The organism is Pontibacter kalidii, from assembly GCF_026278245.1.
GTDB classification, from domain to species: domain Bacteria; phylum Bacteroidota; class Bacteroidia; order Cytophagales; family Hymenobacteraceae; genus Pontibacter; species Pontibacter kalidii.
This window is the reverse complement of the sequence record NZ_CP111079.1, coordinates 326,262-347,955: the sequence shown is the minus strand read 5'-3', so window position 1 is coordinate 347,955 and position 21,694 is coordinate 326,262. Positions and strand designations below refer to the sequence as shown.

General features: G+C 52.2%; 20 protein-coding genes. 11 read left to right on the top strand and 9 right to left on the bottom strand.

Features of this window, described 5'->3' with window-relative positions:
* Positions 1-106 precede the first annotated feature (106 nt).
* Positions 107-1,270: a serine hydrolase domain-containing protein gene (locus tag OH144_RS01470; protein ID WP_266204511.1), complete on the top strand. Its 1,164-nt coding sequence runs from the start codon at positions 107-109 to the stop codon at positions 1,268-1,270.
* Between the two features lie 83 nt (positions 1,271-1,353).
* Positions 1,354-1,545, top strand: a complete 192-nt coding sequence (locus tag OH144_RS01465; RefSeq protein ID WP_266204510.1) for a hypothetical protein — start codon at positions 1,354-1,356, stop codon at positions 1,543-1,545.
* A gap of 141 nt (positions 1,546-1,686) precedes the next feature.
* On the opposite strand, the gene OH144_RS01460 is transcribed toward OH144_RS01465, so the two are convergent.
* The 4 genes from OH144_RS01460 to rocF all read right to left on the bottom strand — a co-directional run bounded on the left by OH144_RS01460 (position 1,687) and on the right by rocF (position 6,325).
* The gene (locus OH144_RS01460; protein WP_266204509.1) at positions 1,687-2,622 is read right to left on the bottom strand and encodes a 1,4-dihydroxy-2-naphthoate polyprenyltransferase; all 936 of its coding nucleotides are present in this window, start codon (positions 2,620-2,622) and stop codon (positions 1,687-1,689) included.
* 66 nt (positions 2,623-2,688) lie between these two features.
* Positions 2,689-3,186: a glutathione peroxidase gene (locus tag OH144_RS01455; protein ID WP_266204508.1), complete on the bottom strand. Its 498-nt coding sequence runs from the start codon at positions 3,184-3,186 to the stop codon at positions 2,689-2,691.
* A 377-nt stretch (positions 3,187-3,563) separates the two neighbouring features.
* On the bottom strand, positions 3,564-5,354 hold the full coding sequence (gene argS / locus OH144_RS01450) for an arginine--tRNA ligase (RefSeq protein ID WP_266204507.1): 1,791 nt from the start codon (positions 5,352-5,354) through the stop codon (positions 3,564-3,566).
* Between the two features lie 2 nt (positions 5,355-5,356).
* Entirely contained in the window at positions 5,357-6,325 is a 969-nt protein-coding gene (gene rocF / locus OH144_RS01445) for an arginase (RefSeq protein ID WP_266204506.1), read from the bottom strand.
* Positions 6,326-6,405: 80 nt separating this feature from the next.
* On the opposite strand from rocF, the gene OH144_RS01440 reads away from it, so the two are divergent.
* Entirely contained in the window at positions 6,406-7,800 is a 1,395-nt protein-coding gene (locus OH144_RS01440) for a type III PLP-dependent enzyme domain-containing protein (RefSeq protein WP_266204505.1), read from the top strand.
* 332 nt (positions 7,801-8,132) lie between these two features.
* On the opposite strand, the gene OH144_RS01435 is transcribed toward OH144_RS01440, so the two are convergent.
* The 4 genes from OH144_RS01435 to OH144_RS01420 form a co-directional block, all read right to left on the bottom strand.
* Positions 8,133-8,873, bottom strand: a complete 741-nt coding sequence (locus OH144_RS01435; RefSeq protein ID WP_266204504.1) for a YqjF family protein — start codon at positions 8,871-8,873, stop codon at positions 8,133-8,135.
* Between the two features lie 6 nt (positions 8,874-8,879).
* Positions 8,880-9,479: a DUF4240 domain-containing protein gene (locus OH144_RS01430; protein WP_266204503.1), complete on the bottom strand. Its 600-nt coding sequence runs from the start codon at positions 9,477-9,479 to the stop codon at positions 8,880-8,882.
* Positions 9,480-9,577: 98 nt separating this feature from the next.
* A complete protein-coding gene (locus OH144_RS01425; protein ID WP_266204502.1) occupies positions 9,578-10,123 on the bottom strand; it encodes a hypothetical protein in 546 nt (181 codons plus the stop codon).
* Between the two features lie 584 nt (positions 10,124-10,707).
* Positions 10,708-11,238: a D-glycero-alpha-D-manno-heptose-1,7-bisphosphate 7-phosphatase gene (locus tag OH144_RS01420; RefSeq protein ID WP_266204501.1), complete on the bottom strand. Its 531-nt coding sequence runs from the start codon at positions 11,236-11,238 to the stop codon at positions 10,708-10,710.
* A 113-nt stretch (positions 11,239-11,351) separates the two neighbouring features.
* Between OH144_RS01420 and hemG the strand changes: the two genes are divergently transcribed.
* The 8 genes from hemG (at position 11,352) to OH144_RS01380 (ending at position 19,935) form a co-directional block, all read left to right on the top strand.
* Positions 11,352-12,698, top strand: coding sequence for a protoporphyrinogen oxidase (hemG, locus tag OH144_RS01415; protein WP_266204500.1), 1,347 nt, complete (start codon positions 11,352-11,354; stop codon positions 12,696-12,698).
* 17 nt (positions 12,699-12,715) lie between these two features.
* Entirely contained in the window at positions 12,716-13,450 is a 735-nt protein-coding gene (locus tag OH144_RS01410; protein ID WP_266204499.1) for a polyprenol monophosphomannose synthase, read from the top strand.
* 254 nt (positions 13,451-13,704) lie between these two features.
* Positions 13,705-14,646 carry a TerC family protein gene (locus tag OH144_RS01405; protein ID WP_266204498.1) on the top strand — a complete coding sequence of 314 codons (942 nt, stop codon included), beginning with the start codon at positions 13,705-13,707 and terminating at the stop codon, positions 14,644-14,646.
* Positions 14,647-14,975: 329 nt separating this feature from the next.
* Entirely contained in the window at positions 14,976-16,082 is a 1,107-nt protein-coding gene (locus tag OH144_RS01400) for a 3-deoxy-7-phosphoheptulonate synthase (protein WP_266204497.1), read from the top strand.
* A 228-nt stretch (positions 16,083-16,310) separates the two neighbouring features.
* Complete coding sequence (locus OH144_RS01395; protein ID WP_266204496.1) at positions 16,311-17,177, top strand: prephenate dehydratase domain-containing protein; 867 nt, start codon at positions 16,311-16,313, stop codon at positions 17,175-17,177.
* 4 nt (positions 17,178-17,181) lie between these two features.
* On the top strand, positions 17,182-18,363 hold the full coding sequence (locus OH144_RS01390; protein WP_266204495.1) for a pyridoxal phosphate-dependent aminotransferase: 1,182 nt from the start codon (positions 17,182-17,184) through the stop codon (positions 18,361-18,363).
* Positions 18,364-18,366: 3 nt separating this feature from the next.
* On the top strand, positions 18,367-19,485 hold the full coding sequence (locus OH144_RS01385; protein ID WP_266204494.1) for a chorismate mutase: 1,119 nt from the start codon (positions 18,367-18,369) through the stop codon (positions 19,483-19,485).
* A gap of 123 nt (positions 19,486-19,608) precedes the next feature.
* Entirely contained in the window at positions 19,609-19,935 is a 327-nt protein-coding gene (locus OH144_RS01380; protein ID WP_266204493.1) for a DUF3817 domain-containing protein, read from the top strand.
* 701 nt (positions 19,936-20,636) lie between these two features.
* Here OH144_RS01380 and OH144_RS01375 read toward each other — a convergent pair.
* Positions 20,637-21,674 carry a bile acid:sodium symporter family protein gene (locus tag OH144_RS01375; protein WP_323134769.1) on the bottom strand — a complete coding sequence of 346 codons (1,038 nt, stop codon included), beginning with the start codon at positions 21,672-21,674 and terminating at the stop codon, positions 20,637-20,639.
* Positions 21,675-21,694: the final 20 nt, after the last annotated feature.

Sequence of the window (21,694 nt, the reverse complement as noted above, 5' to 3'; positions counted from 1 at the left end):
ATGTATTGGGTACTTTTATACTTTGGAAGGGACAGACCTTGCAGCCCCCTGCAGAGTACTCCGAACATTGGGGCAACAATCGTATCACATCCTTTAAAACATCTATATGAGAGGTATAGCATTACTATTTATCGTACTGTTGCTTAGCACTTCCTGTAAGCCCACCTCCGAAGGCTCCAGGGCTGCTTCCTTACAAGAACTTCAGGCTAAGCCAGCAGCGTTTGATGAAAATGAGGTTGAGAATGAATGGATACGCACCAAAATAGATAGCGCCATGAAAGCCAATAACATTCCGGCTATCTCCATTGGGGTTATTCGCAACGGGAAACTTTCATATGTGGAAGGCTTCGGGGAAAAGGAACGTGGCAGTACGTCCAAAGTAACTGAAAGAACAGTCTACCAAATAGGCTCAGACACTAAAAAGCTTACCGGTATACTTGCTAACAATCTGATTTCTGAGGGTAAGTTAAGGGCAGAGGAGTCTATTGTTACTTACTTACCGGATGCATTAACAAGTGAGGCCAAGGAAAAGCTTAATGCCATAACCGTTCAACACCTGCTCCTCCATAGATCAGGCTTGCCTTACAGAGCTCCGGGCAACAAAAGAATAGACGGTGAGCCCATGCTTGTTCCATACACAGAGCAGGACTTACTAAAAGACCTGAACGAGTTGCAGTTAGAATCTGAGCCGGGGTCTGATTTTGGATACTCTAACTTTGGGTACGCAGTGGTTGGGTATATACTTGAGCAAGCAAGCGGACAGAGCTATGGAGCCCTGCTAAAGAAGTATATCGCCGACAGGTATGACTTAGAGAACACTTTCGTAGCGCCTGATGCAGCACAAATGGAACTGATAGCTACACCCTACCGGAAAGACGACAGGAACAGAAAAACCAGCCTTTTTGTGATGGGTAAGTTAACTTCGGCAGGGGGTGTTTACTCTAATGTGGAGGACGTATCAAAGTTAATGCTTGCACAGATGCAGGCCTACCGGCTGTTTAGCCAGAAGGGTGATAAGAACAACCCATTGATCCTGACTGAAAGTGACGGCATAGAGGGGTCTCATTATGGTTATGGGCTAAACAAAACTGTAGACAAGGGCACGACGCGCTATGGCCACGGAGGAGATATGGATGGTTTTGCAAGCGGATACGTGTTCTATCCGGAGCTCAACAAAGGGCTGATTCTGCTTACTTCGAGTGGTGGGCGCTGGTTTGGTCAATTAGAAGGTGAACTGAGAAGAAAGCTGTTCGAGCAGGATAACCTATAAAACGGAGCTACCAACACCGGCTATGCGTCAGCTACGGTCCCCCTATAACCCAGCATTATGTGCGCCATCTATAGAAACTGAAAGTGAGATTAGTAATAACGTTTATCCTGCTTCTTATTGTCTCGCAGGTAAATGGTCAGATTGACCTGAGTAAGCCTTTTCAAGACTGCCATGCAGGAGGAAGCATCACCTTGTATGACTACCAGGCAAAGAAGTGGATACACAGCAGTGCCAACAATAGCCATATTGGTACACTACCCGCCTCTACTTTTTAAATAATGAATACTTTGATTGCGTACACAGCCCTTGAGCATCAGCTGAAGGAGAACACCTTGCCGGATCAACCCTTCTTTTCCCAACCCGATTTCTCGCCTGCTCTTAAAAGGATAAACAACTTTTTCCTGCCACATCAATCTTTACAGCACCTGCCCCACCCCAAACAGCAGCACAAACAGCAGCGTCGTCATGGCCATTTGCTTTAAGTAGGGATCCAGCTCCCTGGAGGTTTGCTTGCGCCACACGTTTACCCCGTTCACCAGCACCAGCGGCAGGGCAAGTATAAACAAAAACTGCCACGAGCTCTCGTAATTCAGCACGACGTAAGCAAGAGCGCTCAGCACACCTCCAGCCAAAAGTATAAGGTGGTACACACGCGCCTTCCTAGGCCCCAGCCGCACAGGTATGGAACGCTTGCCGGCCAGTATATCAGAGTTGATGTCGCGGATGTTGTTTACGTTGAGCACGCCTACCGAAAAAAAGCCGCACACCAGGGCCGGAAGTATAACCGTGGCCTCCAGCGCCTGTGCCTGCAGAAAGTAAGTACCCAGCACGCCCACCAGCCCGAAGAAGATGAAAACAAAAATGTCACCCAGACCGGCATAACCGTAGGGCTTGTCGCCGGCGGTGTAGTTAATGGCCGCCCAGATAGAGGCCAACCCCAACACCAAAAACAGCAGGAACAACAGCATGCCCTCGGCACCAAAAGCCACCCACAGCAGCCCCAGCCCCGACACCAGTGAGAGCAGGCTGAATACCAGCATCCCCTTTTTCATCTGTTCGGCCTGTATGTGCCCTGCCTGCACGGCCCGCATCGGCCCCTCCCGGTGCACGCTATCGGCTCCGTGCTTGGAGTCGCCGTAGTCATTGGCCAGGTTGGAGAGGATCTGCAGAAACAGCGTAGTAAGCACGCAGAGGCCTACCACCGTGGCGTCGAAAAAGCCGTGGGCAGCCGCCATAAACCCGCCCATACTTATACAGGAAAGCGCCAGCGGCAGCGTGCGCGGTCTAAAAGCCGAAATCCAGGCCTTTGCCAGGCCTGGATTCTGGGCACTTGTGTGTTGGGATGTATTCAAGTTTCTATCCTATGCTAAAACCTGGCGCAAGCGTTCGCCTGTGCCAGGCAAAATCACTACCTGGAGTTACTGCTTAATCGCGCTTAGCAGCTCCTCATCCATCGGCTTTACTTTAGACGGGTAAAAAGCCACTACTTTACCATTTTCGTCCACCAGATACTTGCTGAAGTTCCAGCTCGGCTCCTCATGGTCCGGTGCGTTCTGGGCCAACCAAGTATAAAGCGGGTGCTGGTCCTCCCCTTTCACAGAAATCTTTTCAAACATCTGGAAGGTTACGCCAAAGTTCTTCTGGCAGAAGGAGGCGATCTCCTCGTTAGAGCCTGGCTCCTGGCCCCCAAAGTTGTTGGCCGGAAAACCAAGTATAACCACCTCTTTGCCGTGCACCTCGTGCAGTTGCTGCAAGCCTTCGTACTGCGGTGTGAAGCCGCACTCAGAGGCGGTGTTCACCAGCAGCACTTTCTTACCTTTGTATTGCGAAAAATCCACCTCTTTGCCATCCAGCGTTTTCATTCTGAAAGTATAGAAATCACTTGTTAGGGTGTTAGTGGTTGGTTCTGTAGCCATCGTTTCTTGATTTTGGTTTGCCTCAGCCCCGCCAGTGCAGGAAACTGTCACACCTAATACAAGCGCCAGTGCTAAAAGTTTTTGCAGGCTTTTCATTGTGATCATTTTATGGCTTTTAAAGTATGTTGAAAGCTATTTATTAAAAGTGGTCCCTTTGATGCATTGCCGTAGACTGTCCCCTTGAGGGGACCGTAGGGGTGTAAAGCCAATAGCTAAAGCCCTTTACACCACGCGAACACCCCTCTAACTCCCCTCAAGGGGAGAATCTTATTGCCTCTATGTTCAGCTTTACTGCTATAAGCTTGCAGGCATAGTTAGAGCCTAACAACCCTGCCTTCAAAGGGGGACTTTTCAGCATTACCGCTTCAACCTCTACCTTACATTCGCTCCGGCACCTCAATGCCCAGCAGTTTCATACTTTCGCGCACGAAGCGGGCCACCATGGCCGAAAGAGCGATACGGAAGCTGCGTGCCTGCTCGTCCGTTTCGTTGAAGATCGAGATCTCCTGGTAAAAACGGTTGTAGGCCTTTGCCAACTCGTAGGCATAGTTAGCGATAACAGAAGGCGCATACAGGTTGCCCGCTTCCTTTACCACCGCCGGGAAGTTCACCAGCTGGGTGATCACCTCCTGCTCCACCTCATGCAGGTTTTCAAAGTTTTCAAACACTGCCGGATCATACTTGATGCCCATCTCTCCGGCCTTGCGAAGTATGGCCGAGATGCGGGCATGGGTGTATTGAATGAACGGGCCCGTGTTACCCCGGAAATCAATGGACTCCTGCGGGTTGAAGAGCATGCGCTTTTTCGGATCTACCTTCAGCAGGAAATACTTCAGGGCGCCCATGGCCAGGGTATGGTAGAGCTCCTGCGCCTGCTCCGGCGTAAAGCCTTCTATCTTACCCAATTCCTCGGTCTGCTGGCGGGCCGTGTCGATCATCTCCTGCACCAGCTCATCGGCATCCACCACGGTACCCTCACGCGATTTCATCTTACCGGAAGGCAGGTCCACCATGCCGTACGACAGGTGGTAAATGCCATCGGCGTAAGTTTTACCTAGTTTCTTGAGCGTGGCTTTCAGCACCTGGAAGTGGTAGTTCTGCTCATCGGCCACCACGTATACTGACTGGTCGTAGGGGAAGTCGTTATACTTCAGCTCGGCAGTGCCCAGGTCCTGGGTAATGTATACCGAGGTGCCGTCGGCGCGTAGCAGCAGTTTCTCGTCCAGGCCTTCGTCCGTCAGGTCTACCCACACAGAGCCGTTCTCTTTCTTAAAGAAGACTCCTTTCTGCAGGCCCTCCTCTACGCGCTCCTTGCCCAAAGTATAGGTTTGGGATTCGTAGTAGTATTTATCGAAGTCAACACCAATGGTGCGGTAAGTCTCATCAAAGCCGCCATACACCCAGGTGTTCATCATCTTCCAAAGGTTCACCACGTGCGCATCGCCCTGCTCCCACTTCAGCAGCATTTCCTGCGCCTCCAGCATCCACGGCGCCTTTTTCTTGGCCTCCTCTTTGTCCATGCCCTGTTCTACCAGCGCGTCGATCTGCTCTTTGTAGGCCCGGTCGAACAGCACGTAGTATTTGCCTACCAGGTGGTCGCCTTTCAGGCCGCTGGTTTCAGGGGTTTCGTCGTGGCCCAGCTTCTCGTAGGCCAGCATCGACTTACAGATGTGGATACCGCGGTCGTTCACCAGGTTCACCTTCATCACCTGGTGGCCGTTGGCCTTCAGGATCTCGGCCACCGAGTAGCCCAGGAAGTTATTGCGCAGGTGGCCCAGGTGCAGCGGCTTGTTGGTGTTGGGCGAGGAATACTCCACCATCACGTTGCGGCCGCTCGGCTCGGCATGGCCATAATCCGCATCAGACATAATGCCACGGAACAGGCGCAGCCACTCCCGCTCCTCTACCTCCAGGTTCAGAAATCCCTTTACCACGTTAAAATTCTTTACCTCCCCGGCATGCTCCTTCAGGTACTCGCCCAGCGCCTGGCCGATCTGCTCAGGGCCTTTGCCCACCTGCTTGGTGTAGGGGAAGGTAACGAAGGTAAACGAGCCGGCAAACTCCTTGCGGGTGGGTTGCAGGGCGATTTCTGAAGCATCAACAGTGACTCCGAACAGGGCTTGCAGCGCCTGGCTTATACTTTGGCTAATGGCGTTTTGTAAGTGCATTACTATATGGCTGTACTTTTAGATTCTCGGTGTAAAATTGCGTCGGTGGCGGCCTCCAGAATATCAAAGGCGTTCTCGGCCATGGTATTCTCCGTATCCAGTGTCGGGTTGATCTCCGTCATCTCGTAACACACCACGCGCGGGTCCTGCAGCAGCAGGTAATTTAGTTCTTTGGCCTGCTCCACGGTAAGTCCCACCTCCACCGGTGTACCGGTGCCTTTGGAGAACTTGGAGTCAAGACTGTCCACATCAAAAGACACATAAATGATGTCGCACCCCTGCAGGCGGTCCAGGGCCTCCTGGGCTACCTGCGGTATGCCTTTCTGGTTCACCTCACTATAGGTAAAGTTCTTGATGCCATACTTGCTGATGAGGTAATCCTCGGGCTCCTCGGTGTCGCGCACCACGATGTAAACCAGGTGCTCGGGTTCTAGCTTCGGGCCTTCGAAGCCCAGCTTTTTCAGGGAGTTCCAGAAGAAAACGGTTTCCGGCGCGGGGTCGTTTATCTGGCGCTCCAGGTTGTCCAGGTTCAGGGCCATGGCCAGCGGCATGCCGTGCACGTTGCCCGACGGCGAGGTATAAGGTGAGTGGATGTCGGCGTGGGCATCGATCCATATTACACCCAATGTTTTCTCAGGATAGGCGGCTTTTATACCAGCAATGGTACCGTGTGCGTTAGAATGATCACCGGCGAGCACCAGCGGGAACATGTCCATGGAGATAGTCTGCTCCACGGCGTTGGCGATGTTCTTCTGCACGGTCAGGATGCTATCGATGCGGTGGGCGTTCGGGAAAACGTCCTTATCGAATAAAGTATAGTTCAGATCTGGTACGCTGATAGAGTTAAACCGTTTGAAGTAGTCAGAACCTTTATCCCAGCAGGCTACGCGTAGCGCTTCTATCCCCATGCTGGCCCCACGTGTTCCGGCCCCCAGCTCAGACCTGACTTCTATCAGTTTTACTTTTTTCATAGATTTAGAACAAACTTTTTGCAAAGATGGTAAAATACGAACAATATTGCATGTTTTCTTAACTTCCCCTAACCAACAGAATGGATAAATACACGGATCTGATCCACCAAACTTTTGACTTCCCTACTGATGAATTTACAGTAGAAAACAATGAGTTGCTGTTTAATGGTATTCCACTGATGGACATCATTAAGCAGTACGGCACTCCTCTTAAACTGACTTACCTGCCTAAGATTGGCTCCCAGATACAGAAGGCTAAGCGCCTGTTTAACGAGAGCATGCAAAAGCTTGACTATAATGGCACTTATACTTACTGTTACTGCACCAAGGCCTCTCACTTCTCTTTTGTGATGGAGGAGGCCCTGAAAAGCGGGGTGCATATCGAGACCTCGTCGGGTTATGATATGGAGATCGTAAAGGCGCTGTACAAGAAAGGAAAGATAGATAAGAACACCTATATTATCTGCAACGGCTTTAAGCGCGAGCGTTACCGCCACCACATATCCGGACTTATAAACGACGGCTTCGTGAACTGCATGCCGATACTCGACCACCTGGGCGAGATCGACTACTATAAGGAGCACGTAAAAACCAAGGCCAAGGTTGGCATACGTCTGGCCTCAGACGAGGAGCCGAAGTTCGAGTTTTATACCTCGCGCCTGGGCGTGCGCTACAACGATGTGATTGACCTGTACGAGCAGCAGATTAAGCCCGATGAAAGGTTTGAGCTCAAGATGCTGCACTACTTCATCAACACAGGCATCAAAGACACCTCCTACTACTGGTCGGAACTGAGCCGCTTTGTGCACAAGTATGCCGAGGTGAAGAAAGTATGCCCGGAGCTGGACACGATCGATATTGGCGGTGGCTTCCCGATCAAAACCTCGATACAGGCGGACTACAATTACCAGTACATGACCGAGGAGATCCTGCGTACCATCAAGCGCATCTGTAATGAGGAGGGGGTGCCGGAGCCAAACATCTTCACCGAGTTCGGCATCTTTACCGTAGGCGAGAGCGCCGCCAACATTTACTCTATCCTGGACGAGAAGCTGCAGAACGATAAGGAGCTCTGGTACATGATCGATGGCTCGTTTATCACCAACCTGCCCGATGCCTGGGCCCTGAACCAGCGCTGGCCGCTCCTCGCCGTGAATCATTGGAACAAGGAATACCGTAAGGTACAATTAGGAGGTATGACCTGCGATAGCCAGGATTATTACAATTCCGAAATGCACTCTTTCCAGGTGTTCCTGCCGAAGATACCGAAGGGTGAGCCCCTGTACATTGGCTTCTTCCATACGGGAGCGTACCAGGAGCAGCTGAGTGGCTACGGTGGCATTAAACACTGCCTGATTCCTGCGCCACAGCATATTTTGATCGATAGAGACGAGGATGGAACATTAAAGCACTGGCAATTTGCGCCAGAGCAAACCAGTGAGTCTATGATGCGTATACTGGGGTATGAAGTATAGGTGACTTCCTATATTTTTGAATCACTTTTTTTGCTTTTAAAGAATTTATACTATTTTTGGTTCTAAATCCTTCAAAATACAATGTCATGAAGAAAGTTATCCTAATGGGCAGTCTGTGCCTGGCAATGGGCATGGCCTCTTGCAAAACGTACTGCCCGGCGTACAATTACGCAAAAGTTGAGAACTCAGCTCAGGAAAAGGCAGTTTTAACCGCCTCAGCTGAGGAAGTGGCTACAGAGAAAGCCAGCATCTAACTCCCCCACGCATAAAGAACTAAACCATACATACAAAAACCGGCCTTGTGCCGGTTTTTTTGTTTTTAGGGAGAATATTTAAATAGCTATCGCTTTGTCGGCAATGCGCTTATCTATACATTTCTTATTCTCAACGGTAATTTCGGAACCTTCTGCTAGCATCACTGATACCGGGCCCTGGTTGTTTAAGAAGCTAAAGCGCTTGCCGTATACTTCGCCAAAATCTACGCCTATCTTATAGTCCAAAACCTCATAGACGCCCCACCTCGGGTGCGTTACCTCGTACTCATTTGTCTTTGCTTTGCTAACCCTGGCATAGCCCCAGTAGTGCTCTGTGATGAACTCTGTTTCACTTCCGGCCTCTATCTCTGTTGCTTTGCTGCTAGCCCTAACGCTAAAGGTTTGCCACTTCGAGTTCTTTCTCCAACTATACTCCACCAGCCTTTCGTCTCCTGCTTCCTCCCACCGGTGCCTCATGGGCAGTGTCTCGTAGTTCTCGTTGTAGATAGTGTTGGCCACTAAAGTTAAAGCAGGTTTCGGCACAATTTCCTTGATGAACACGACTCCCCTTTTCCACTCGCCCTGCTCCAGCCGCTTTACATAAAACCGCAGGTTCACTTCCTCAAAATTTACATGGAAGGGAATTCTGCAGTTCAGCAAACGAGTATTCACAAACATAAAGCCCACCAGACTCACATAGCACTTGCCGTTCCACAGGTCCAGTTCGGTCCCGTATGGGAGGTAGTCTGTTAATAGCGAGCGCTCTACTTCGTAGTTAGCAATCGCCAGCTTTCGCCATTCTGCTTTAAGGAAGCTCATGTTGCTTTACACATTATGTGGGTATTTGGCAGACAACTTTGGGAACATCTGCTTTAAGGCATCGCTTCCCTCTTCCCACTCGTACCCTGTCGTCTCCATTTTCTCTTGGTATGGATAAGGCATACGCTGCCCTGTTAGTTCTTTGAAAACCGTAGCAGGAACATAGCCCAAGCCTTCCCTGTCAACGTCTTCAATTATATCAGAGTCTACTTCAACAAGTGTTTCCGGGTCATTGATTGTATTGTAGTAGAAATCTCTGCCTTGCCCGATTACCCATTCCCTGAAGTCATTAAAGCAGTCATCACCACAACCGCCCTCAATAATGTATACAGCCCCCCATAATTCCCATGTGTTTGCTAGCCCTCTGAAGTACCGGAACCTGTTCCCAAACAAGATGATCTCGTCAGGTGTTAACCGGCGAAGTTCGCCTGCCAACTCTTCCTGCTGTTGCTCGTAATCTCCGTTTGCTTTGCTCCTGGTGGTTTGGATGATGTCCCAAAACTTCTCCTCGTCCATAAGCGCATCTGAAGCGGTAAAGTTTGTGATCGGGGGTGTAGTAGTTGATATCTTTTTTGTTCCGCCAAAGAGTTTGTTAAACAGGCCCATAGGTGTAAATGATTGCTTTAGTTGATACGATAGTTATAAATAAGACAGCTAACCTGCAGGTATAGCAGATGGTAGGGCGTCAGCCAAAGAAAGTATGATTACTGTACTCTGCTTTGTTCCTTAATTTTTTCTCTGTTAAGCACCAAGCCGCCTCTACCTAACTCAATCTCACCCCCACTATTTATCCAATCTTCTACAGATTTAGACACTCTCCAGGTCTTCTTAATTTTCAATGTGTCCTTATCGAAGAGTTTATAAATTCTAGTAGCCCAATCCTTGTGCTTCTTTCTTAATTCTTCATTTTTAACCCATCCTGATTTATAATATATGCGACTAGGTGCCATCAAGTTGTTTGAAACAGTACTATTATCGATCACTATGATTGGGTCTTTCATGTAGTCAAAGAGATACTTCCTTTCAATTTCCCCGCTTCCTTTACTGGAACACTTGGGCTCTCTGAAGCCGTTTCTGAGCCAAAGAACCAAACTTTCAAATTCACCAAGTTCCTCAATGCTTCCAATAGGCCTTGGTGCGTCTGTTTCATAGAAAGAACCTCTGAAGACCTCTGCTTCGTTCAATGCAATAATCGCCAGGACCTTCTTCTGAATATCTTTTTTATCAAAGAAGAAATTTAGTTGGCTCATTTAATAAATTTTAATGCGTCATAACGTTTTGTACAGGCTGCGAACGAGGCGCAGCCGAGTATGAAGCATGTGCCGTGTTGGGCATAGAAGTTTTAAATTAACCTTTCCCAAAGAAGCCCATCGATAAATAAGTCAAAAGACTACCTGTTATCAAGATGAATGCGAGAAATACTGTCATTGATACTCTTATAGGGTTTTGGGATTTTCCCCTCAATAATATATAGTTTAATCCTATTGTCAATAATCCAAAAATGGCTAATTGGTATAGTAGAACCTTTTTATAACAGATGATATTTCCAAAACAAACTGTGTTAAACTGAAGGTCTTCGTCATAAGCCGGGTTAGGAGATGTGCCCATGTAAATTACTTGTAGAAAAGTCACAGCGAGTAATATCGCAAGATTAGGCCAAATAATTCTGCTCCAGTCAAACATCAATTCTTTACTTTATATTTCCCTATTATGCCCAACTACCGGCTAAACGGAAGTCTATTCGGCTTATCTGCATTATGTGTGGAGGTAGTCTTACCTATCCCTCATTCTTGACAGTTCTGTCTGTGAATATATCCAGATCAACATACTTTTCCTATACTCCCCCAACCGCTTCCCCAAGTATAAACTGCGCCGCTTCCCACAGGTCAGCCATTTGCCATACATGCGCGCCGGGTTCATACTTGCCACCCACCAGTATACCGCGAACGCCTACTTTTTCAGCAGCCTCCAGATCACGTAGCGAGTCACCCACCATCCAGCTTTGGGCGGGGTCTATGTTATACCTGGCGATGGCTTTCTCCAGCATCAGGCTATCGGGCTTGCGGGAGAGGGAGGCGGAGGAACTCGGGTGGCCGGGCGCCATGTAGTGGGCATCGATCAACGAGCCGCAGAAGTCCTGTAGTTTCTGGTGGCAGGCCAGCACATCCGTTTTTTTGTACAATCCCTTGGCCACGCCCCCTTGGTTTGTAACCACGATCAGCAAATAGCCGTTCTTCTTCAACAGCCTAAGCGCCTCAGGCACACGGGGCAGCACTTCAAAATCTTCCAACGCATACGTATAGTCGCCACGCTCACGGTTCAGTACACCGTCGCGGTCCAGGAAAACGCACTTTTGCTTCTGCATGTGGTATAGTTAGTGTGGGTTGGTGCGCTAAATTACGCATTAAAACGTTTAGGAGGGTAAATGCCGGTCCCGGCCAGGGTAACAAAGTATAAAATAAACAGGAACAGCAGCAGATGAGAGTAGCGATTATTGGAGCGGGGATTTCGGGGTTGGCGCTGGCCTATTACCTGCAAAAACTGGGCATCCCCTACGATTTACTGGAGGCCGGCAGCCAGGTAGGGGGCAACATCCGCACGGTTAGAGTGGGCGATTACCTGCTGGAACTGGGCCCAAATGCTGTCCAATTCTCGCCGGAGCTGGACGACCTGGTGCGGGAGCTGAAACTGGATGTGGAAGTACTCCCGGCAGCCGACAACAGCCATAACCATTTTGTGCTGCGCGACGGCACCTATCAGCAGCTGCCGCTCTCGCCTTTCTCACTCCTCTCCAACACCTGCTTCTCCTGGAAGACCCGCTACCGCATCCTGCAGGAAAAGAACATTCCGCCTGCTGAGCACGCGTATGAAACCGTGTCGCAGTTTTTCGAGCGCCGCTTTGGCCCTGGCGTGCTGGAGTACGGGGTAAACCCGCTCATCTCCAGCCTGTATGCCGGAGACCCGGATAAACTGCTGATCCGAAAAACTTTTCCGCAGCTAAAGGAGCTGGAGATGGAGCACGGCTCTGTGCTGAAGGGGCTGGCGCACCACCGGAAAGCGGCCGACCGGCTCAAGTCGTTTTCCTTTGTGGAAGGAATGCATACTTTGCCGCTCGCTATAGCAGATAAGCTGATCTCGCTGCACACCGAGCACCAGGTGGAGATGATTACCCGCTGCGAGGGCAAATACATCGTGAGCTGCGCCTCCCCCTCCGAAACCGACACCGAGGAGTATGACATGTTGGTGCTGGCGCTGCCTGCCCCCAAAGCCGCCGACCTGCTGCACTATACTTTCCCGGGCATGGCCGCCGCGCTGCAGAACATCCACTACCCGCCCCTGTCGGTGGTGCACACTGCCTACAACCGCCGCGACGTGAGCAATCCGCTGGAGGGCTTCGGAGCCATGCACCCGAGGGCCGAAGACGCGTTTACGGCACAGTCTATCTGGAGCAGCTCTGTTTTCAGTGGCCGTTGCCGCCCGCACGAGGTGCTGTTTACCACCTTCGTGGGAGGTGTGCAGGCCGAACACCATGCTTTAACGGAGCGAGAGGCGCTGCTGCGGCAGGTGCATCAGGAACTCAAGGAACTGCACGGCATCACCTCCGAAAAGCCGAATTTCCAGTACGCCCACCTCTGGCAGCAATCCTTGCCCCAGTACGACATTCACATAGAGGATGCCCATCAAATGGCCCAGACCCTGGAGAGCGAGGGCATGTACATCGCCGCCAACTGGCATTCGGGTGTGTCGGTGCCGAGTTGTATACGCGCTGCCAAAGAGTTGGCCTGCAAAATTAATTCTACCAGGCCTCATGCCCACAATAGCTGATTAGCTATATTTGCCGGATGAAAGACGCGTTGGTGATCATCCCAACTTACAACGAGCGGGAAAACATAGAGGCGATGGTGCGGAAGGTGATGTCCTTACCCCACCCCTTCGAGCTGTTGATTATCGACGACGGATCCCCGGACGGCACCGCCGACATTGTGCGCCAACTGCAGCTGGAATTCCCCGGTCGCCTGCAGCTCGAAACCCGCCAGGGCAAGTTGGGCCTCGGCACGGCCTACATCCACGGTTTTAAGTATGCGCTGCGCCACGGCTACGAGTTCATTTTCGAGATGGACTGTGATTTCTCGCACAACCCTGACGATCTGCTGCGCCTCTACGATGCCTGCGCCAACAACGGCTACGACGTGGCCATTGGCAGCCGCTACGTGCAGGGCGTAAACGTGGTGAACTGGCCTATGAGCCGCGTATTGATGTCGTGGTTCGCCAGCTCGTATGTGCGCCTGGTAACAGGCATGCCCATTCACGACACGACGGCTGGCTTTAAATGCTACCGCCGCAAAGTGCTCGAAACCATCCAGCTCGACGAGATCCGTTTCGTGGGCTATGCCTTCCAGATCGAAATGAAGTTCCTTTCCTACAAGTATGGCTTCAAGATAAAGGAAGTGCCGATCATCTTTACTGACCGCACTAAAGGCACCTCTAAAATGTCGTCGGGTATTTTTAAGGAGGCCGTGCTGGGCGTGATCAAGATGAAGCTTAGCAGTTATTTCCGCCACTTCGACCGCTACTAGCCCGGCTCTAAAGTATAGGCAGGCACTAACGTTTATACTTTGCTTCCGTAGCCAGTTGGTAGAAGTTGGAAAGCTAAAGGGCCAGGAAATAAGTATGCCTGGGATCTCCGCTCACGAACAACATATACCCCTTACTCCACCCAGGGCGCCTGTTCCGGAAGTATAGCTGGCTACAGCAGCTTTTCGGCGAACAATGCATGTGAGTTTGCCACCCCTTGCCTATATTTGTTTCTTCTAAAGACACGACTTAGCTCATGGACAGCATTTATTTCTGGATCTTTTTTAATGCCTTTGTAGTGCTGATGCTGGTACTGGACTTGTTCGTGTTCCACCGCAAGGAGCATGAGGTGAAAATAAAGGAAGCCCTGCTCACCAGCCTGTTCTGGATTATGCTGGCCCTGGGCTTTAACGTGCTCATCTACTTCTGGAAAGGCGAGCAGCCGGCCATGGAGTTCCTCACGGGCTACCTGATCGAAAAGTCGCTGAGCGTGGACAACCTTTTCGTCTTCATCCTGATCTTTAACTACTTCAAGGTGCCGCTCAAGTACCAGCACAACCTGCTGTTCTGGGGCGTGTTCGGAGCCCTGGTGCTGCGCGCCATCTTTATACTTGTCGGCGTGGCGCTCATTGCCAAGTTCCACTTCCTCATCTACATTCTGGGCGCTTTTCTGGTGTACACAGGCATTAAAATGGCCTTTACCAAGGACAACGACGTGGATCCCGAGCAGAACCCGCTGGTGAAGTGGGCCAGCAAACACCTGCGCATGACCAAAACCGCCGTGGGCGGTAAGTTTTTTACCAAGATAGACGGCAAATGGTACGCCACGCCCATGTTCCTGGTGCTGATCATGATCGAGAGCACCGACGTGGTGTTCGCCGCCGACTCTATCCCGGCTATCCTTGCCATCTCCAAGGATCCCTTCATTGTGTATACTTCCAACGTATTTGCCCTGCTGGGCTTGCGCGCCCTGTACTTTGCGCTGGCAGGCATTATGCAGCTGTTCCATTACCTGCACTATGGCCTCTCGCTCATCCTGGCCTTTATCGGCGTGAAGCTGATTATCAGTGATATTTACCATATCGACATGCGCTACGCGCTGATAGCCGTAGGAGCTATTCTGGCTATTTCCATCATCGCCTCGCTTCTCTTCCCTAAAAAAGAAAGTGAGCTGCCCGAGCCACCGGTAAAAGAGTAAACAACTGATTGTCAAGACACAGCAGCACACCTCCCACCCTGCCTTGCAAAAATATTTTCAGACAAAAACTTGCTTTGTTGCCCACTTATACTTTATACTTGCTGTAAATATAGACAAAGACATGCTTCAGCAACTAGCCTGCATTAATACGATTTCCTTTAAGGTGCCTCATACGGGGCTTCCGAGGTAATGTATTTGTGCGCTGTAAAAGAGCTGTAAGATATAAACCACCAAGGGAGCCCCGCCACAAGCGGGGCTCTTTTGCTTTAAGCGTATCTCAAACTTATATCAACCAAAAACAAAACAAGATTATTTAACATGCCAAAACCATGAGAGCAAGTAGAGCACCGATCAATGTAGCACAGAAAAGCAGCTTCCGACATGCAGACGGCAGCCTGGTGCTAATTGCGGGACCATGCAGTGCCGAGAGCGAAGAACAGATGCTGAAAACAGCCCAACAGCTAAAAGCCATTAAGGGAATTAATGTGCTACGTGCTGGTATCTGGAAATCGCGCACACGCCCTAACTCATTCAAGGGTGTCGGTACGGTGGGGCTACAGTGGCTTGACATGGTGAAAAAAGAAACCGGCCTGCGCACCGCCTGCGAAGTGGCCAATGTACAGCATGCCGAGGAGGCCATGAAGTATGGCGTAGACATCCTGAGCATCAGCGGGCGCGCGACGGTAAACCCTTTCGCCATGGAGGAGATAGCCGCTGCCCTGAAAGGAACTAATATGCCTGTACTGGTGAACAACCCGGTGTACCCGGACCTGGGCCTGTGGCTGGGAGCGCTGGAGCGCCTCAATCAGGCCGACATCACCGACCTTGGCCTGATCAACCGTGGCTTTACCGCCGATGAGCAGTATCCCTACCGCAACCACCCGCGCTGGGACCACATGCTGCAGCTGAAGGACATGCATCCGGAGCTGCCCGTACTTTGCGATGCCGCGCACATTGCCGGCCGCCGCAGCCTGCTGTACCCGGTTAGCCAGAAAGCCGTAGACCTGGGAGCAGATGGCCTGCTGTTCGAGTCGCACGTGAACCCGGCTGCGGCACTCAGCAGCCCGCAGCAGCAGCTGATGCCGCAGGAGCTGGGGCTGCTCATCAACGCCATCGAAACGAAGGTGAAGCTGGACGGCACCAACCACCTGGTAGAGCAGCTCGACGACCTGAGCCAGCAGATGGACAGCATGGACAAGGCCCTGATGGAGCTGTTGCTGCGCCGCCGCGAGGTATCGCAGAAGATAAGCCTGCACCAGATGGGCGATGTGCAGGAGAGCCTGCAGGTAAGCCGCTGGCAGCGCGAGCTGGACGCCTGGCTGCAGCGAGACGACTATACCGAGATGGACAGCCACTTTGTGAGAACGCTGATGGAGGCGCTGCAGCAGCACCGCAAGTACCCGCAAAGCGGGGTGGAGTCATCAGCGGTGGCGTAATAAAAGTAATTTTTAAGTAGGATTTCTGAATCTCACAAACTAGCTTTGGAGCAGAAAGATGTATAAACACATGTTGCACAACACATTTTACTTTAGCTTTTACTTTTTTGGTACTCCGCCGGGGCTCCACAGGTAATGCTATTGTGTTTGTGAAACACACCAAAGTATAAACCGAGAAGCCCCGCCACAAGCGGGGTTTTTTCTTTTTAACCCCATAGCATCCACACCATGAACAGAACCAGAATTGCCATACAGGGTGGGCCCGCCTCCTTCCACGATGCGGCTGCCAGGCAGCTGCTCGCCGGCAGATCCGTGGAGACGGTGCCCTGCACCACCTTCCGCAGCCTTTGCGCTTCGCTGCAGCAGGCGGAGGTGGATATCGCCGTGATGGCCATTGAGAATACCCTGGCCGGAAGCCTGCTGCCCAACTACGTGCTGCTGCAGGAGCACGGGCTGCACATAGCGGCAGAGCATTGGATGCCCATTGACCAAAACCTGATGGCGCTGCCAGGGCAAAGTATAGCCAGCCTACAGACGGTGCTATCGCACCCGGTGGCGCTGGCACAGTGCAGCGGCTTTCTGCAGCAGCACCCGCACCTGCACCCACAGGAAACCCACGATACCGCCGACAGTGCGAAGCTCATTCAGGAACAGCAGCTGCAGCACACAGCCGCCATTGCCGGAAAAGCGGCCGCAGCGCTTTACGGCCTGGAGATCCTGGCCGCTGGCATCGCCGAATCGGCTCATAACCATACCCGCTTCCTGCTGCTGCAGCGGGAGCAGCCTGCCATACCGGCCACTGCCAACAAGGCCATACTTACCTTCCGCAAGCCGCTGCATACCGCCACTCTCACTTTACTGCTAAGTCTATTGCAGAAGCACCAGGTAGAGCTGGCGCTCCTGCAGCACCTCCCTTCTTCAGAGGAGAGAGGCGACATGGTGGCAGAGCTGGAGGCGGAGCATGTGGAGCAGCTGCAGGAGGCCATCGCGCAGGTACGGCCGCTGGTGGAAGAGTTACAGGTGCTGGGGCTGCTGCAGAAGGCGGCGCGTCCGCTAACCTCAGCATCCGAAAAAGAGACAGCAGCCATACGTTAAGAAGATGATCATACCTAAAGCAGACAGGCTACAGCACGTGCAGGAGTATTACTTCTCGCAAAAGCTGGCGGAGGTGCGGGCACTGCAGGCGCAGGGCAAACGCATCATCAACCTCGGCATCGGCAGCCCCGACCTGCCTCCCTCCGAGGCTACCATAGCGGCGCTCGCGCAGTCGGCGCAGCAGGCCACGAGCCACGGTTACCAGCCCTACAACGGCACGGCTAAGCTACGTCAGGCCATGCAAGCCTGGTACCAGCAGCTGTACCACGTGGAGCTGCAGGAGCAGGAGGTACTGCCGCTGGCGGGCTCTAAGGAAGGCATTTTCCATATATCCATGGCCTTCCTGAATCCCGGCGACAAGGTACTGGTGCCCAACCCCGGCTACCCGGCCTATGCCGCGGCGGCACGCCTGGCCGGCGCGGAGATTGTGAGCTATACGTTGGAAGAGGCAAGCGGCTGGCTTCCGCAGCCAAAGGAACTGGAGCAGCTGGTGGCGCAGGGCGGCTTTAAGCTGATGTGGGTCAATTACCCGCACATGCCAACAGGCACTCCCGCCGCCATGCATACATTGGAGTGGCTGGTGGCCTTTGCGCAGCAGCACGGCCTGTTGCTCATCAACGACAACCCCTACAGCCTGGTGCTGCACGAGCAATCGCCGCTGAGCCTGCTACGTGTAGCCGGCGCCAAAGAAAACTGCCTGGAACTGAACTCGCTCAGCAAATCGCATAACATGGCGGGCTGGCGCGTAGGCATGGTGCTGGGGAAACAGGAGTACCTGTCGGCCATACTTGCCGTGAAGAGCAATCTCGACTCAGGGCAGCTGCTGCCGGTGCAGGAGGCCGCCATTACCGCCCTCCATAACAGCCAAAGCTGGCACGCGGAGCGCAACGCCGTGTATGCCCAACGGCAGCAGCTGGCGCACCTCCTCCTCGATCAGCTCGGCTGCACCTACACGCCAGGCCAGGTAGGCATGTTTGTGTGGGCACGCGTGCCCGAGGAGGTAGCCGATGTAGAAGTATACCTAAACCAGCTCCTCTATGAGCAGGGCATTTTCCTGACGCCCGGCAAAATATTCGGCAGCCAGGGCGAGCGCTACCTGCGGGTTTCCCTCTGCGCTCCCGCTGATCAGCTCAAAGAAGCCATCAACAGAATAACATCATCAACAGAAATTTTAAATCAATTATAAATCATGAGTACCAACACATCTAACCTCAACACAGTAGCTACCACAAAAATCTTGAATGGTGGCCCCCTCCCAACCGTTATCGCCGGCCCCTGCAGTGCCGAATCGGAAGAACAAATGCTGCAGACGGCACGCGAGCTGAAGAAAGACCACCGCGTTTCTATCTTCAGGGCAGGCATCTGGAAGCCCCGTACCCGCCCGGGACAATTCGAGGGAGTAGGCAAGGTGGGGCTGGAGTGGCTGCAGACGGTGAAGCAGGAAACAGGGCTGCAAACAGCCGTGGAGGTAGCTAATACCCAGCACGTGGAAGAGGCGCTGAAGTATGGCGTGGATATACTTTGGGTGGGTGCTCGCACAACCGTAAACCCTTTCTCGGTGCAGGAGCTCGCCGATGCGCTGCAGGGCGTGGACATTCCGGTGATGGTGAAAAACCCAGTAAATCCGGATATTCAGCTGTGGCTGGGCGCGCTGGAGCGCCTGAACCGTGCCGGCATCACCGACCTGGGGCTGATTCACCGCGGCTTCTCTACGCCTAACAGCAAACCTTACCGCAACCACCCCAAGTGGCAAACCATACAGGAAATCCGTACCCTGGCCCCTGGCATTCCGCTGCTCTGCGACCCGAGTCATATTGCCGGCCGCCGTGACTTGCTGGAGACTGTAAGCCAGCAGGCCCTGCATTTAGGTGCCGATGGCCTGATGATCGAAACGCACATTAACCCGGATGTGGCCCTGAGCGATGCCTCGCAGCAGGTAACACCGGCCGGACTCGATAAGCTGCTCACGGTGCTGGACCTGGAGAGCGAGCGGGTGGCGCAGCCAGAGCAGCTACAGGACCTACGCAGCCTCATCGACAAACTGGACCATGAATTATTAAACATGCTGTTCCTGCGCGCGGATGTGTCGAAGCGGATCGGTGAGTATAAACGCGCTAACGCGCTCGATATTTACCAATCAGCACGCTGGAAGGAGATACTGGAAAACAGGCTGAAGGTCGCTGGTGAGATAGGCCTGGATGAAGATTTTGTAAAGGCGATTTTCGACAGCATTCACGGCTTTTCCCTTGGTATCCAAAACGAAGTATTTGCCGCGCCGGTTGTTGCTAAACCGGTAGAGCAGCAATAGCCTTTTTAGTGTAGAGTAACAGCCTGAAGTATACTTCTGTCGAATTTCGGGAACCATGTAGGGCACGTTTTGTACCTTTGTCTTGTTGCAAGGCAGCAACATTTACCAAAGAAATCAGCTCTCATGAAAACTCCAATTTCGCGCCTCCGCACGGTGGGCATTTACGAAGGTTTGTCTTACCTTATTTTGTTGGGTATCGCTATGCCCTTAAAGTATATGTTCGACATGCCCCTGTTTGTAAAGTACGTTGGTTGGGCCCACGGCCTGCTGTTCGTGCTCTACATGCTGGCCCTGCTGCAGGTAACGCTGGCACACAACTGGGGATTTAAAAAAGTGGCGGCTGGCTTTATCGCCTCCCTCCTGCCCTTCGGCCCCTTTATACTTGACAGGAAGCTTTTAGATAAAGAAGAAGCTGCTGTAGAGGCACAGAAGCAGAAACAAATGGCTTAAAAACGCGATTTCTATACTTGTGAAGCGCCCGCTTGCTCTTGTAGCAGGTGGGTGTTTTGCTTTTTATACTTGCATTATACTTTTCCCTTCGAGTTATACTTCAGCTATACTTGTATACTTGCCTTTTTCCATGGTGCAAGTCTTCAGACTTGTATCCATCCATGGCGTCGGCTTTGCAACCCAGCTGACATGAAAAGCCATATTTATACTTTAGCCATACTTCCGCTCTTTCGGATTTGCAATCCGGAAGTATAATAGTCGCGGATTTGTAATCCGCGCGAGCCATACTTTATGCCTTGCTTATACTTGCTGGCTTATACTTCCCTAGCCGCTGCCTCCTGCAACTTGACACAAGTTATACTTTCTAGCTTCCGCTGATCCTCGGTCTTACAAAGCTACCGTTGCATTTCTGGCTTTGGCTCCCTCCAGCCCGGGAGGGCTCCCCGAAATCCTTCGGGGTAAACTCTTTCCCGCATCGCGCCTTGTACATTTCCTTTGCTCCTGACGTCGCAATGCCCTCACGGGCACCGGAAATCTACAAGGCGCTCATCGCAAAGACTGGGATCAGATTCGATAGCTAGAGCTAACGGAGCATGAACAGAGCTCCCCTCCTTGGACTACCGAGAACGCGAGTTCGAAGGTAGCGAGCGCAGTCTGAGGGGCAGGGGCGGTTGGACACATCCTCAGTATCCTTCTAAGAGCTACTCCACAACCTTCCTGCGCGCCTCCGCCTGCGCAATGATACTCGAGGCCAGCAGCTGCAGGGCGTGGTAAATCATGATGGGCAGCAGGATAATGCCGACCATATTGCCTCCGGGGAACAGCACCTTCGACATCACCGTGCCGTGCACCAGCGATTTTTTAGAGCCGCAGAAGATGGCCGTCAGCTGGTTTTCGCGGTTAAAGCCCAGCGCTTTGGTTATGCCATAGATGATGCCGTACACCAGGAAGAACAACCCGATCATGGCAGCGCCAAGTATAAGTATATCGGTAACGCTGTAGCCGCTGAACATTTTGCGCGCAAACGACTCTGCGAAAGAGGTGAACACGATGAGCAGAATAATGATCTGGTCGAACACCCGGAGACGGCCTTTGTTGCGCTCGGCAAATGCGCCCCAGTAGCGGTGCAAAAGTATACCCAGCACCACCGGCAGCAGCACCTGCAGCACCAGCTTGCCCATCACGCTGCCCATGTCAAACCCTTCTGCACTTGTGGTCAGGAACAGGCCCATCCAGAGCGGCGTGATGAAAATGCCCATCAAACTGGAAATGCTGGCGTTGAAAATCGCCCCGGGGATGTTGCCACCCGCTATCGACACCATCACCACTGACGAGGACACCGTGGAGGGTAGCGCCGCCAGGTAAAATACCCCCAGCCACAACAGCTCCTGCGGTGTGTCCCTGAACAAAGTATAAAGGGGCAGAATCAGCAGCGGGAAAAGTATAAATGTGCTCAGCTGCACCACCACATGCAGTTTCCAGTTGCTCAGGCCTACTTTCAGTTTCTCGGGGCTCAGGCGCAGGCCGTAGAAAAAGAAGATCAGCGACACGCCATAGTTGGCCACATCGCCCAGCGAGAGCGGCTCCCGGTCCACGCCCAGTTCCGGCCACAGGTAGGCCAGCACAATCATGCCTAGCAGCGCCAGCAGAAACCAATCCAGCCCCACACGTGCGGCCATGGCACTGGCTCTCGGAATCAGGCCGATAGGTTCTTGCTCCGCGTTCTGTACTTTTTTCATCAGCGCAAGTATACGCAATC